A 12,775-nucleotide genomic window follows, 5' to 3' on the forward strand; every position below is an offset into this window, starting at 1 on the left:
ACGCCGGACGCGCCCGACAGAAGGGCCTTCTTCCACTGGTGGATCAACGTCGGGTGGACCTCAAACCGCGTGGCCAGCTCGGCCACTGTCTGCTCCCCCTTCAGCGCTTCCAGCGCCACCTTCGCCTTGAACGCGGCAGCGTGCCGCTTCCTCTTCGCCATCTCGTCCGTCTCCTTCTCGAAGACCAAGATGACCTCAGATCGTAGCTTCCGTCAGTGTCCGATTTCCGGGGAGCACCTCATTCTTCAGAAGGCGCAGATCGCGGCTTGCAGCTTCCAGATGCCTTGCATCAAAGGAGATGAAGTTGTGACCGAGAGCGAACTCTGCTGGGTCTGAAAACCGGTCCAACCCGTCGAGGGCTTCGACGAGATTGCCGCGCTTGAAAACGAAGGAGCCTTCGACGCCCTGCCGAACGCCCGCAAAGCTCTGAAGGCGATTGGTCTTGGGATCGATCTCAAGATCGATTGACACGCACCTCTTCAGGAGCGTATCCGCACGCGCAGCCCGGGGATGTACGCCGTCCTCCAAATGCCCTTCTCACCTTGCCTGTGCCCAAGCTAGGTTATCCACAGGAAATGTGAGATTTCAAAGGCAAGGCCAGTTGTTCATCATCCGTTCTTTTCCCCACGTCTGAGATACGCCGCCACGTTGCTCAAATATGGCGAAGACGATCCATTCGATCGTCAAGTCGATCGGCCGAGTAGCAACGTGAGTGCGCCAACGCGCCCGCAACCTTTCCCCCGATAGCGGACGCTTGATCCACGGCCAGCAAAGGTCCGGTATGCGGACGAAGCACCATTTCGCTGCAGTTGCACGCAGGTCTGCTTTGCTGCGCTTTGCGGACCTCAACTAGTGATTGCCCACGAATTGCACATCTCCAGTGCTTACTACCTTTATCCAGCGATAGCAGTCTGTCCACTCCACCATGGGTGCCACCGACAGGTGCCGGCCTCGGTGGCTGTGATCGCGGTCGTTCGGCGGTCTTCTCGGGTCGGTCGCATGCGGAACGGGTCTTCTTCGCATGATCTACGCAAACGTGGGATTGTCTGCTGCCCGGCACACCGAGGCTCGCAGCGCGTGCATCTCCACGTCAAGGCACCTGCACGCCCTGTCGATTCAAGATGATCCTGTAGAGACTGGTCGTGGCCGTCATATAAAGCTCATGCTTCGCCCGCCCGCCGAAACAAAGGTTCGACACCAGCTCCGGCACCAGGATTTTGCCCAGCAGGCGGCCGTCGGGGGCAATGCAGTGAACGCCATCGGCAGCCGACGACCAGATGTTGCCGTCGCTGTCCAGTCGGAACCCGTCGGCACAGCCCGGGCTGATCGTGTGAAAGTGCCGTCCTTTCACCGGGCGTCCGTCGACAAGGTCATAGACCCGAATCTCCTTTGCATCCTGCGAGAACATTCGGCCCGTATCGGCAACGTAGAGCCGCCCCTCGTCGCGTGAGAATGCGAGGCCGTTGGGGCAATTCATGTCATCGACCATGACCTCGAGCGCGCCCGTCTCCGGATCGGCGCGGTAGACGACGCAAGGGTTTTCCTGCTCGGCGACGAAGCCCTCGTAGTTGGTCATGATTCCGTAGTGCGGGTCTGAGAACCAGATCCCGCCGTCCTGCGCCACAATCACGTCATTGGGCGAGTTGAGCGGCCTGCCCTCGAAGCTGTCGGCGACAACGGTGATGCGCCCGTCGTGTTCGGTTCGGGTCACGCTTCGCGTGCCATGCTCGCACGAGACGAGGCGACCCTGCCGATCCCGGGTGTGGCCATTGGCATAGTTCGAAGGCTGCCGATAGGTGCTGACGCCCTCCCCCGGCGTCCAACGCAGGATGCGATTGTTCGGGATGTCGGAAAACAGCAGGCAGCCCGCATCGCCGAACCAAACCGGACCCTCCACCCAGTCGAAGCCGCTGGCCAATTGCCTGACCGGGGCGTTGCCGAGGACGAAGCGTCCGAATTCGGGTTCCACGGTCTCGAAGAACGACATGGGCTGTCCTTTCGCCTGGGTCATGTTAGGGAGTTATCGATAACATTTTGATTGGTCAATCCGAAGGAGGCCGCAAAAATGACATGGACTCAAGAGACGTGTGTTCTCACCCACCACGGCGCCATGGCCATGCTCGCCGCCGCTGTCGCCGAGGCCGAGGCGCTCGGCCAGCCCCAGTGCATCGTCATCGTGGACGCATCAGGAGAGGTTCTGGCCGAACTCAGGATGACCGGGTCGAAATTCCTCAGCCGCAGGAGCGCGCGGGCCAAGGCTCTGACCGCTGCCTCGGCCGGCGCGCCGAGCGCAGACATCCCCGAAGCCGTGCGCACGCCCATCGCGGCGGCGACGGCCGGAACCGTCACCGGGCTGCCGGGCGGCCTGCCGATCGTCGTCGACGGTCAGCGGCTGGGCGGGGTCGGTGTGGGCTCTGGCAGCGGCGACCAAGATATCGCCGTCGGACGCGCGGCGCTGGCGGCGATCGGCGCCGCGATCTAAACCGTCTCCCGGGCGAAGACGATCTGTGCCTTCATCGCGCGGCTGCGGTCGCCGGCCATCTCGAATGCCTCCCTTGCCGCCGACACCGGGAAGGCCTGCGTGATCAGGGGTGCCGGGTCGATCAGCCCCTTCTGCATCAGGCTTACGCCCGTGAAGAACTCTGCGTGGAACCGGAAAGAGCCCTTGAGCGACAGTTCCTTCGCGGTCATCGCCTGAAGCGGCAGGGTCACGTCCCCCCCGAGGCCGAGTTGCACGATGGTGCCAGCGGGCCGCATCGCGGGCACGGCGCCGGCAAGGGCCCGCGCCGCCCCGGAACACTCGAACAGCACGTCGAACCGGCCCTTCTCGATGCTATGGGAATCCAGCGCCCCGTCGGTCGCGGCCATGTTCAACGTTTCATCCGCGCCGGCCTTGCGCGCCATCATCAGCGTGAAATCCGACAGGTCCGTGGCGACAATCAGGTCCGCGCCCGCCCGGCGCGCCGCCATGATGCACAATACTCCAATCGGCCCGCAGCCCGTCACAAGCACCGAGCGGCCCAGAAGAGGCCCGGCCTGCCCCGCCGCATGCAACGCGACGGCGAGCGGCTCGGCCATCGCGGCGACGCCGGGCGAAAGGCCATCGGCGGGGGCGCACTGCGCAGCTTCGGCCACGAGCTCCTGTCGGAATGCGCCCTGCACGTGCGGAAAAGGCATCGCCGAGCCGTAAAATCGCATTTCGAGGCAATGGTTGAACTCGGCCGCGGCGCAGAACCGGCAGGCCCCGCAGGGCCGGGACGGCGACACGGCGACAAGCTGTCCAACCGACAGGTTCGACACGCCCTCACCCAGTTCGGTCACATGACCGGCCACTTCGTGGCCGAGGATCATCGGCTCGCGCAGGCGCACGGCGCCGAAGCCGCCATGGTTGAAGTAGTGCAGGTCCGAGCCGCAAATCCCGCCCACGGCAATCGCGATCCGCACCTGCCCCGGATCAAGGCGCTGCTCCGGGCGATCCTCGATGCGCAGGTCGCCCGCTGCATGGATGACGATGGATTTCATTGTGGCCCTCACAACACCGGTGTCGGCAGGTCCTGACCCGCGAAATGTGCGGTCAGGTTGTCGCGCATGAGCTGACCCATCGCCTTGCGGGTCTCGATCGTGGCCGAGGCGTGATGCGGCTGCACGAGGACGTTCGGCAGTGTGAGAAAGCGCGGGTCTAGCGCCGGTTCGCCCTCGAACACGTCGAGGGCAGCGGCACCCAGCGCCCCGGATTCCAGCGCGTCCAGCAGGGCGTCCTCATCGATATTGCCGGCTCGACTGATATTGATGATCATGCCGTCCGGTCCCACGGCCTCCACGACCTCGCTGCCGACGATGTGCCGGGTCTCCGAGGAGGCGGCAAGCGTGACGAACAGGAATTCCACCTCTCGCGCCAGCGAAACCGGATCGGCGACAAAGCGCCAGCCCGCCGCGTGTTCTCTTGGCGCGACGTCGCAATATGCGATGTCCATATCGAAGCCCGTGAGCCGCTTTCCTACCTCGTACCCGATGCGACCAAGCCCGAGGATGCCCGCGCGCTTGCCCCAGACTCGAGTCTGGAGCGGGTAGAGCCCCTTCGTGGCCCACGATCCGTCCCGCACCCAAGTCTCAGCCGCGATCATGCCGCGGGCCTGCACCAGCATCATTGCCACGCCCAAGTCCGCCACATCCGCCGTCAGCACGTCGGGCGTGTTGGTAACGCGGATGCTCCGTGCTCTGCAGGCCGCAAGATCGACCGCATCGTACCCCACTCCATAGACCGAGACGATTTCAAGGCCCGGGCAGGCATCGATCATGGCGGCATCGGCCCCGAGCTCGCCCCGGGTAGCGATGGCGCGCACGCGCGGTCCAACCTGCGAGAGGAACCCGGCACGGTCGTCTGCCTCGAAATACCGATGCATCACGAAGGAGGCATCCAGCGGCCCCTGGTCCCAGTCCGGATAGGGGCCGATTTGCAGAACCTCGGGTTTCGTCATGGTGGGACCTCCCGGCTTTTCCTTGCGACTCCGCGTCACTCGACATGAGGCTTGACTCGGATTGTTATCGATAACATAAGGGAAGCATCTGAAGTTGTCGAGACGGAAATGGCACAGTCGATGGGATCGGAACTGTTTGACCTCAGCGGGCGCACCGCCCTCGTGACAGGCTCGTCACAAGGAATCGGTCATGCGCTGGCGCGGGGGCTGGCCGAAGCGGGGGCCGTGGTGATTCTGAACGGTCGAGACACCGGCAAGCTGGCCGTGGCAGCGCAGGATCTGCGATCAAGCGGTGCGCGGGTGTACGAGCTTGCTTTCGACGCGACGGACTCTACCGAAGTGCGCACTGCCATCGACGAGTTCGAGGCGGAGACGGGCACCATCGACATTCTCGTGAACAATGCCGGAATGCAGCACCGCGCCCCTCTCGAAGACTTCCCCGCGGAGGTTTTCGAACAACTGCTTCAGACCAACATCGCAAGCGTCTTTCACGTCGGCCAGGCCGTGGCACGGCACATGATCGGGCGCGGCGCGGGCAAGATCATCAACATCGCGAGCGTCCAAACCGCGCTGGCCCGTCCCGGCATCGCGCCCTACACGGCAACGAAAGGGGCCGTCGCCAACCTGACCAAGGGCATGGCGACCGACTGGGCGCAGTACGGGCTGAACTGCAACGCACTGGCCCCAGGCTATTTCGACACGCCGCTGAATGCCGCGCTGGTGGCCGATCCCGATTTCACCGCCTGGCTCGAAAAACGTACCCCGGCCCGCCGCTGGGGAAACGTCGAGGAGCTTGTCGGCACCTGCATCTTTCTCGCCTCCGCCGCATCGTCCTTCGTCAACGGAACCACCGTCTTCGTTGACGGCGGCATCACGGCGTCGCTATGATGGGACGGTTCGTTGTCATGGGCGTTTCGGGTTGCGGCAAGTCGCGTATCGGCCGGGACTTCGCACGGGTCATCGGAGCACGGTTCTTCGATGGCGACGACCTGCATCCCAGACGGAACATCGAAAAGATGTCCATGGGCGAGCCTCTGAGCGATGCCGACCGCGCGCCATGGCTCGACCGGGTCGGCGGCACCTTGCGTCATTCCGGCACGGTCGTGGCCTGTTCCGCTTTGCGCCGTTGCTACCATAACGGGATTGTCGACGCTGCGGGTGCGCCGGTGACGTACCTTTTTCTCACGGGGCAGCGCGAGACGCTCTGGGCACGGATGACACGGCGCGACGGGCATTTCATGCCCCCTGCCCTGCTAGATAGTCAGCTCGCGACGCTGGAGGTGCCGGGTCCGGACGAGCTATGCGTAATCGCGGACATCGAGGCGGCGCCGCAGGCCATCGTTGCCAGTTTCCTTGCGGGACTGTTGGAGAAGACGGCATGAGCATGAAGATTGCCTTGATCGGTGCAGGCGCGATGGGCGGCGCCATTGGCACGCGGCTGCTTGAGACCGGGCAGACCGTCACGGTGTTCGATCTCGACGCGGACCGGGTCGCCGCGCTGGTCGAGTGCGGTGCGCAGGCCGCACCGAGCGCCGCCGCCGCCGCCGCGCAATCCGACCAAGTCATCACGTCGCTTAACTCACCTGCCATCGTCGAGGCGGCGGTCTTCGGGGCCGAGGGCGTGGCGGCGGGCTCGCGTGAAGGCATGCTGATCATCGACATGTCCTCGATCGATCCCGATGCTACCAAGTCGATGGCCGCCCGGGCGTCCGACCTTGGATTGCGTTGGGTCGACAGCCCGCTCTCGGGCGGTGCGCCCAAGGCGCTGACCGGGGAACTGACCCTGATGGCGGGCGGAGATGCAGCGGATGTCGCCGAGGCCCATGACGTGCTCCGCCATGTGGCCACGAACTACACCCACATGGGACCCGTCGGCGCGGGCCAGACGACGAAGCTCATCAACCAGGTACTTTGTGGGCTGGGATTCCTGGCCGTCGCCGAGGCCACACAGCTGGCGCTCGACGCCGGTGTCGACGCCGCGAAGGTGCCCGTAGCGCTCAAAGGCGGGCGGGCCGACAGCGCGATTTTGCAGGAATACATGCCGCGTTTCGCCGCGAAGGATTACCGCCGTACCGGCCGGATCGACAACATGGTCAAGGATCTCGAAGGTGCCCATGACCTCGCACGGCGAACGCACACCGCGATGCCGTTGACGGCGGTCTGCCTCGAAATCCACCGCGTCCTGACGGCCGCGGGGCTCGGCGGCGAGGATCAGGCTGCCTTGATGGAATTCTTCACCGGCGCAGGGAGGTCAATGGAATGATCACACGTTTCGCCATGTTCGAAGGCTCGGTCAGATCGGGCGGGATCGACGCGTTCCGCTCCGCCGTTCTGGAGCGTCTGGTCCCGCTCTGGCGCCGGTTTCCGGGCAACAGCGACGTGCGGGTGATGTTCAGCGAAGACCGCGAAGAAGGCGCGCCCGAGTTTCCGCTGATACTCGCCATCACCTATTCCGACATGACCGCGCTGGAGACCGCACTCGAAAGCGATGTGCGCGCCCGGTCGCGGGACGTGACCGGGGAGATCGTCGCCGAATTCTTTGAGGGCCGCATCCACCACCACGTCATGCTCACCAACCATTTCGGCCCATAAATCAGTGCGAATGGGGATGAGCAGCTGAAACGTCTTGACGAATGTTATCGATACCATACACTGAAGTGACGGGACGGAGACAAACCGGGAGGACGTCATGAGAGCGCAAAGTAGACCGGTGATCTCCATGCGCGGGATCAAGAAACGCTTCGGTGGCGTCGTCGCCCTCGACGGCGTGGATCTAGATGCATTTGCCGGCGAAGTGCTCGCTATCGTCGGCGATAACGGAGCCGGAAAATCGACCCTGATCAAGATCCTGACCGGCGTCTACCAACCGACCGAAGGGCATGTCGAGTTGGACGGAAAGCGCTTCGTCATGGCCGACCATTCCGACGCAATTTCGAACGGTATCGACGCGGTCTACCAGAACCTCGCGATCGCCGATCACCTGACCCCGGCACAGAATCTGTTCCTCGGATCAGAGCTGACGCGTCGCTTCCTTGGACTCGAGGTGCTGGACAACGCGCGCATGGAGACCGAGGCGAAGGAGGTTCTTCGCAGTCGCTTGGGCGTCGAGTTGCGCGACATGAAGGTCCCGACCGAGAGCCTCTCGGGCGGCCAACGCCAAGCAGTCGCCATCGCCCGCGCCGTCCGCCACAAGGACCTGAGGGTGCTCGTGATGGACGAACCCACCGCCGCCCTTGGCCCGCAGGAGACCGCGCGAACACTCGATCTGATTAAGTCCCTGCGAGACCAGGGTCTTGCGGTCATCGTGATCTCCCACTCGCTGGACGATGTGTTCGAGGTCTCCGACCGCATCCATATCCAACGCCGCGGCACCTGTGCCGGGGTAGTGAACACGGCCGATGTCAGCGTCGAGGACGTACTCGGTCTCATTACGGGCGCCAAGGCCGCCGCCGCGTGAAGGAAACCGACAAGATGACCACAGTCTCTACTGCCCCGGTGCCCGCATCTTCCCGCGGGATGATCGCCCGGATCGAGCCCTTCATGGGCGTACTAGGTCCGCTCGTCATGATCGTCATGATCGCCGCCTTCATGGGCGTGTTCGAACCCACCCGCTATTTCCGCCTGTCTAACATGAACCAGATCCTGCTCGACGCTGCGCTCTACATGCCGATGGCGATGGCCATGACCTTCGTCATCACGCAGCGCGGGATCGACCTGTCGGTCGGATCGGTGGCCGCGCTATCCGCGATTATCGTCGCGTTCTTGATGAAGCAGTACGGGTTTCCCGCCTGGGTCTGCGTCTTCATCGCACTTGGGATGGGCGGGGTGATGGGCCTGATCAACGGCCTCGTCATCACGCGACTCAAGGTGCCGGACCTCATCGGCACGTTGGCCATGGACCTCGTGTACCGGGGCTTCGCCCTCGTGCTAGCCAAGGGCCTCGTTCTGGCCCGTTTCCCCGACCTCATCACCGAGATCGGGCGCGGCCAGATGTTTGGCATCCTGCCCACACCCGTGGTCATCGGCCTCATCACGATGATCGCCGGCTATTTCATCCTGCGAAACACGCATTTCGGTCGCTATTCCATCGCCATCGGCTCGAACCCCGAGGCCTCCGAGATGACGGGCGTATCGGTCGACCGTCACAAGGTCTACGCCTACACACTGATGGGGGCCATGGCCGCCCTTGCGGGCCTGCTTCTCATGGGCAAACTCAACGCGATCCAGGCGACCTCAGCCCCATACTTCAACCTTCACGTCATCGCGGCCGTCGTCGTGGGGGGCACCTCGCTCTTCGGCGGGCGCCCGTCGATCGTGGGCTCCCTGGCAGGCGTCCTGCTGCTTTCGATGATGATCAACGCGCTTGTGACCCTGCGGATCGAGTTCTTCTGGCAGTCCGTCGCCTCAGGCGTCGTGATCATCCTGTCCGTCGCGGCCTATGCCTGGCTGCAGAAGAAGGACCGCGACGGCGCCGGGTCGATCGGCGCGGCGCTGGCCAACCCAGACAACCGCAAGATCCTCGCGCTGGCGCTGACCTTCGTCGCCGTTCTCGCGGTTCTCATGATCGCCGGCGCCCTCTTGGCAACGGCACCGGCCGCCAGCGGCTGACACCTACAGAACTACACGGAAGCTTCATCAAGGGAGGAAGACAAATGAAACCGATTACACGCATGCTTTGGAGCATCGCCTCCACGCTGACTCTGAGTGCGGGGATGGCCTGTGCCGATGGCCACCTACCGCTGGTAGAACTGCCCGACGACGGCGAGAGGGACTATTGGCTGCCGAGCCAGGTCAACGAAGCCGGCACCCTCGAGGCACTTCAGGCCGTTACCGGCGAAGCCGCAGTGCCCTTGACCGGAGCGCTGGAGGAGCCGATCCAGATCGCGCTCATCTACCCCTCGGCTGACACGTCCGACTTCTGGGCACGCAACTACCTCGCGATGACGCGGCGCCTCGACGAGTTGGGTATTCCCTACGAGACCACGGAATTCGCCAGCCGGCAGATCGAACACTCGCTACAAGCGACCTATGCGTCGCAGGTCGATCAGGACGCCGACATATACGATTTCGTCATCTTCGGCCCGTCCGAACTGGCCACCCAGGCCGACAACATCGACAAGCTGGCGGGCAATCCTGACCTGACGACATTTGTCTGGGCCTTCCACACGCCGCTGCAATATCTGGAGGACCAGCCGGCAAACTGGTTCGACTTCTCGTCGTCGCTCGGAGCGGATGTGATGTGCGACTACATGCTTGAGCGGCTGGGCAACGACGTGACCTACGCCATGAACCGTGGCATTCCGGGGATCACCGACAACCAGCGCTCGGGCGAATGGGCTGCGTGCGTGGAGGAGCGCGGCAACTGGGAACTCGCCTATGAGCATTACGGCGAATATACCAACGAGGGCGGGTTCGAGGGCACGTCCCTGATCCTTCAGGCCTATCCCGAAGCCGGTGTCATCCACAACGCGAATACCGCCATGGCGATGGGGTCGGTCCAGGCCCAACTCGCCGTCGATGCGACCGATGAGGTCTTCTCCACGGGGTGGGGCGGCACCGGACTTGAACTCGATGCCATCCGCCGTGGCGAGCTTGACGCCACGCCGATGCGCATGGGCGACGATGTCGGCGCGGCCACGGCCGAGGCCATTCGCTACCATCTGGAGGGCCGGGCCGACGAACTGCCCTTCGTCTTCCTTGGTCGGATCACCGTGGCGCACGACCAAATGAGTGAGGAGGAACTGGCGGCACTCGAACAGGAGGCTTTCCGGTTCTCGGGGGTCGAGCCGCTGGAGAGATAAGCAGCCTTGATCGATGGGAATGGCCGGGTCACGCTCCCGGCCATTTTCGTTTTTGGAAGGACGTGGCATTGGTATCGTTATCAAAGCAACTGGACAGATCGAGGCGCGCGTGGAAAAAGAAAACTGCCCTAATGACAGGAGCTTGCTGCCGGACATGCCGGGATGGTGACGGCGCGATTGCAGAGGAAACGAAGGTACGGGCGGTCGGACGGCCCTGACTTCGACGGTAGAGGTCAGGACATGCAGCGCTCGGTGAAGATGAAGGACGTCGCGCGTGCCGCCGGCGTGTCGGTGATGACGGTCAGCCGGGCCTTCAAGAAGGACGGTTCGGTTCGGCCCGAGACGCGTGACGCGATTCTGAAAGTTGCGGAAGAACTAGGTTACGTCTTCGACAGCACAGCCGCGAACCTTCGGTCACAGCGCACCGACTTCATCGCGGTGACGATTCCTTCGATCAACAACGCCAACTTCGCCGACACGGTGGCGGGCCTGTCCGACGTCGTCTCTGGCGAAGGACTCCAAGTTCTGCTGGCCTATACGAACTACGACATGGAGCAGGAAGAGCGTGCGATCGAACAGTTGCTGCGGCGGCGCCCCGAAGCCATCGTCGTGACTGGCGGCAAGCACACGCCGCGCGCCCGGCGCCTCCTGGAAAGCGCCGGCATCCCCGTGGTCGAGGCATGGGACCTGCCTCCCGATCCGGTCGACAATGTCGTCGGCTTCTCCAATGCCGCGACCATGGAAACGATGGTCACTCACCTCGTCGCCCAGGGCCATACACGCATTGCATTCATCGGCGGAGATGCTGATGCCGACACTAGGGGTGCCGATCGGCGGCACGGCTTTTCCGGGGCGATGTCGGCCCACGGGCTGACATGCGATCGCCTGATCGAGGCCGGTCCACCGCCCATCTCGATGCGCGAGGGCGCCAGTGCGATGGCGCGGCTTCTAGAACTGCATCCCGACACTGAAGCCGTCGTCTGTGTATCAGACCTCTCCGCGTTCGGGGCGCTCACCGAATGCCAACGCCGCGGGCTGCGCGTGCCGGAGGACATGGTGATCACTGGTTTCGGAGCATACGAGATTGCCAGCGTCTGCGTTCCGACCCTCACAACGGTCAACCCCTTTCCCCAGAAGATTGGCGAAGAGACGGCCCGCCTCATCCTGCAAGCGCTCCAGAAACCGGCACGACACCAAGTACGGCAGATCGCCCCCGAACTCGTCGTTGGTGGATCTTCGGAGCGCCACGTCGAACGCGTTAGCGGATGACGCAAAGAGCCGCTCTGCCAGTTGCCGATTTGCCAGTGTGGATGGCCGGCATGTCCCTCAATGACATTCGTCTCGGAAACCGCCCGCGGTGTGGGATCTGGCCCACTTCGATTTCCTGCACGAGACCATACTCCGCAATCTGGCCCATGCGCGGGTCGCTATCGCGGCAAGGTCGAATGACTACCACATCGAACGCCCGCATTCGGCCTTGGACTACCAGACCCCGGCTGACTACGCGCGGACCCTGAACACCGCAATCGCCAATCGGCGTAAACAGTAACCGGACTTCGGTCGTGGCTGGATGAAAGTTCAATGGCAGGTCAGGTCGCCGCCACTACTTCTGCCTGGCCATCAAATTGAAATATGAAAAACGTGCGGCATCATGCGATCGAAGCATGAACACACACTGCACACGAAAACCGTTAAAACACTGATATATAGATAAAATCTATACCACCTATCACGGGACGGACACAAGAGTCCTCCTTCAAATGACTGCTTCGAATGGCACTCCGGACTTTCACGCATCGTGCAGCATCCGGTAGATTTGGGCTCGAAGCCGCCTTGCGGCGGTGCAGCAGAGCCAACTTGAAGCGCGCTCCAGAAGCAGCCGTTCGCAGGACGCAGGTTCTTCCCTGTGATCAAGTGGCTGATCGGCTCTGCGGACCTTCGGCAATCGGAAGCGGTCGTTGGGTGCACCGGGGCTCAACGACAGCCACGAGCCCATGATGTCAGATGCTGCAGACTGCTCGAATGGCTGCTTGCCCAGAAATTTCAGGGCCGGCTGAAATCAAACCCCAAACCACTTCAAACCGGATTGACCCGTCCGAAGGTACACCAATCCGACTGCAATTAAGGCGATTACTGTGTATGGCAAAAGGCTGGAACTGAACCATGAATTGGGATCACGGAACCCGGCGAAAATGGCCAGGTTTGCTGCCATGTTTACTGTAAGATGGATCAGGATTGCGGGCAAGATGGAGCCGCCGGACAGGGTGTAGGCCCCACCAATGATGACAGCGTAGCACATCACATGCCCGGCATAGAGAGGTAAAGCAATCTGGGCGTGGGGAGACTCAATCGTCCAAAGAGGCAAATGCCAAGCTAACCAAATTGCGCCAACCAATAGCGACGCTACCAGCCACCCGATATTCTGATTGAGCCGGTCTTGGAAGTATCCGCGCCAGCCAAGCTCTTCGCCGAGCGGTCCGAGTATTAGGTTGAACC

The 12,775-nt window shown here is 62.9% G+C and carries 15 protein-coding genes and 1 pseudogene; 10 read left to right on the forward strand and 6 right to left on the reverse strand.

Annotated features, from left to right (window positions below; all coding sequences use genetic code 11):
- The 3 genes from LCF60_RS21630 to LCF60_RS21640 form a co-directional block, all read right to left on the reverse strand.
- Window positions 1-161, reverse strand: a 161-nt coding sequence (locus tag LCF60_RS21630; RefSeq protein WP_292294630.1) for a transposase, incomplete at its 3' end; no start/stop codon positions are given.
- A gap of 34 nt (window positions 162-195) precedes the next feature.
- Window positions 196-528, reverse strand: coding sequence for a hypothetical protein (locus LCF60_RS21635; RefSeq protein WP_292294616.1), 333 nt, complete (start codon window positions 526-528; stop codon window positions 196-198).
- A 562-nt stretch (window positions 529-1,090) separates the two neighbouring features.
- The gene (locus LCF60_RS21640) at window positions 1,091-1,987 is read right to left on the reverse strand and encodes an SMP-30/gluconolactonase/LRE family protein (protein ID WP_292294617.1); all 897 of its coding nucleotides are present in this window, start codon (window positions 1,985-1,987) and stop codon (window positions 1,091-1,093) included.
- A gap of 78 nt (window positions 1,988-2,065) precedes the next feature.
- Here LCF60_RS21640 and LCF60_RS21645 point away from each other — a divergent pair, with 78 nt between their 5' ends.
- Window positions 2,066-2,482: a heme-binding protein gene (locus LCF60_RS21645; protein ID WP_292294618.1), complete on the forward strand. Its 417-nt coding sequence runs from the start codon at window positions 2,066-2,068 to the stop codon at window positions 2,480-2,482.
- Here LCF60_RS21645 and LCF60_RS21650 read toward each other — a convergent pair.
- Both LCF60_RS21650 and LCF60_RS21655 read right to left on the reverse strand, forming a co-directional pair.
- Window positions 2,479-3,522, reverse strand: coding sequence for an L-idonate 5-dehydrogenase (locus LCF60_RS21650; protein WP_292294619.1), 1,044 nt, complete (start codon window positions 3,520-3,522; stop codon window positions 2,479-2,481). The two genes, LCF60_RS21645 and LCF60_RS21650, sit on opposite strands and share 4 nt — an antisense overlap.
- Before the next feature lie 8 nt (window positions 3,523-3,530).
- On the reverse strand, window positions 3,531-4,478 hold the full coding sequence (locus LCF60_RS21655) for a 2-hydroxyacid dehydrogenase (RefSeq protein WP_292294620.1): 948 nt from the start codon (window positions 4,476-4,478) through the stop codon (window positions 3,531-3,533).
- 108 nt (window positions 4,479-4,586) lie between these two features.
- Between LCF60_RS21655 and LCF60_RS21660 the strand changes: the two genes are divergently transcribed.
- From LCF60_RS21660 to LCF60_RS21700, 9 genes and pseudogenes are all read left to right on the forward strand, one after another.
- Complete coding sequence (locus LCF60_RS21660) at window positions 4,587-5,366, forward strand: SDR family oxidoreductase (protein ID WP_292294621.1); 780 nt, start codon at window positions 4,587-4,589, stop codon at window positions 5,364-5,366.
- Window positions 5,366-5,860: a gluconokinase gene (locus LCF60_RS21665; RefSeq protein ID WP_292294622.1), complete on the forward strand. Its 495-nt coding sequence runs from the start codon at window positions 5,366-5,368 to the stop codon at window positions 5,858-5,860. Before LCF60_RS21660 ends, LCF60_RS21665 begins: the two co-directional genes overlap by 1 nt.
- Window positions 5,857-6,741, forward strand: coding sequence for an NAD(P)-dependent oxidoreductase (locus LCF60_RS21670; RefSeq protein ID WP_292294623.1), 885 nt, complete (start codon window positions 5,857-5,859; stop codon window positions 6,739-6,741). The genes LCF60_RS21665 and LCF60_RS21670 overlap by 4 nt, the downstream gene beginning before the upstream one ends.
- On the forward strand, window positions 6,738-7,070 hold the full coding sequence (locus LCF60_RS21675) for a hypothetical protein (protein ID WP_292294624.1): 333 nt from the start codon (window positions 6,738-6,740) through the stop codon (window positions 7,068-7,070). Before LCF60_RS21670 ends, LCF60_RS21675 begins: the two co-directional genes overlap by 4 nt.
- A 127-nt stretch (window positions 7,071-7,197) precedes the next feature.
- Window positions 7,198-7,935 carry an ATP-binding cassette domain-containing protein gene (locus tag LCF60_RS21680; RefSeq protein WP_292294625.1) on the forward strand — a complete coding sequence of 246 codons (738 nt, stop codon included), beginning with the start codon at window positions 7,198-7,200 and terminating at the stop codon, window positions 7,933-7,935.
- A 14-nt stretch (window positions 7,936-7,949) separates the two neighbouring features.
- Window positions 7,950-9,086: an ABC transporter permease gene (locus tag LCF60_RS21685; protein WP_292294626.1), complete on the forward strand. Its 1,137-nt coding sequence runs from the start codon at window positions 7,950-7,952 to the stop codon at window positions 9,084-9,086.
- A 44-nt stretch (window positions 9,087-9,130) separates the two neighbouring features.
- Window positions 9,131-10,279, forward strand: a complete 1,149-nt coding sequence (locus LCF60_RS21690) for a substrate-binding domain-containing protein (RefSeq protein WP_292294627.1) — start codon at window positions 9,131-9,133, stop codon at window positions 10,277-10,279.
- A gap of 240 nt (window positions 10,280-10,519) precedes the next feature.
- Entirely contained in the window at window positions 10,520-11,548 is a 1,029-nt protein-coding gene (locus LCF60_RS21695; protein WP_292294628.1) for a LacI family DNA-binding transcriptional regulator, read from the forward strand.
- Window positions 11,549-11,657: 109 nt separating this feature from the next.
- A pseudogene (locus LCF60_RS21700) lies at window positions 11,658-11,853 on the forward strand (integrase core domain-containing protein); the annotation flags it as partial.
- Between the two features lie 485 nt (window positions 11,854-12,338).
- Here the strand turns inward: LCF60_RS21700 and LCF60_RS21705 are convergent.
- Window positions 12,339-12,775: CPBP family intramembrane glutamic endopeptidase (locus LCF60_RS21705; RefSeq protein ID WP_292294629.1), on the reverse strand; the 437-nt coding region annotated here is incomplete at its 5' end.

Origin of the sequence: Marivita sp. (assembly GCF_020055635.1) — a bacterium.
Taxonomy (GTDB): domain Bacteria; phylum Pseudomonadota; class Alphaproteobacteria; order Rhodobacterales; family Rhodobacteraceae; genus Marivita.

Bases quoted from the DNA above. Each gene is read 5' to 3' on its own strand.
- LCF60_RS21640 (WP_292294617.1), bottom strand. From the start codon at position 1,987: ATGTCGTTCTTCGAGACCGTGGAACCCGAATTCGGACGCTTCGTCCTC.
- LCF60_RS21645 (WP_292294618.1), top strand. From the start codon at position 2,066: ATGACATGGACTCAAGAGACGTGTGTTCTCACCCACCACGGCGCCATG.
- LCF60_RS21650 (WP_292294619.1), bottom strand. From the start codon at position 3,522: ATGAAATCCATCGTCATCCATGCAGCGGGCGACCTGCGCATCGAGGAT.
- LCF60_RS21655 (WP_292294620.1), bottom strand. From the start codon at position 4,478: ATGACGAAACCCGAGGTTCTGCAAATCGGCCCCTATCCGGACTGGGAC.
- LCF60_RS21660 (WP_292294621.1), top strand. From the start codon at position 4,587: ATGGCACAGTCGATGGGATCGGAACTGTTTGACCTCAGCGGGCGCACC.
- LCF60_RS21665 (WP_292294622.1), top strand. From the start codon at position 5,366: ATGGGACGGTTCGTTGTCATGGGCGTTTCGGGTTGCGGCAAGTCGCGT.
- LCF60_RS21670 (WP_292294623.1), top strand. From the start codon at position 5,857: ATGAGCATGAAGATTGCCTTGATCGGTGCAGGCGCGATGGGCGGCGCC.
- LCF60_RS21675 (WP_292294624.1), top strand. From the start codon at position 6,738: ATGATCACACGTTTCGCCATGTTCGAAGGCTCGGTCAGATCGGGCGGG.
- LCF60_RS21680 (WP_292294625.1), top strand. From the start codon at position 7,198: ATGCGCGGGATCAAGAAACGCTTCGGTGGCGTCGTCGCCCTCGACGGC.
- LCF60_RS21685 (WP_292294626.1), top strand. From the start codon at position 7,950: ATGACCACAGTCTCTACTGCCCCGGTGCCCGCATCTTCCCGCGGGATG.
- LCF60_RS21690 (WP_292294627.1), top strand. From the start codon at position 9,131: ATGAAACCGATTACACGCATGCTTTGGAGCATCGCCTCCACGCTGACT.
- LCF60_RS21695 (WP_292294628.1), top strand. From the start codon at position 10,520: ATGCAGCGCTCGGTGAAGATGAAGGACGTCGCGCGTGCCGCCGGCGTG.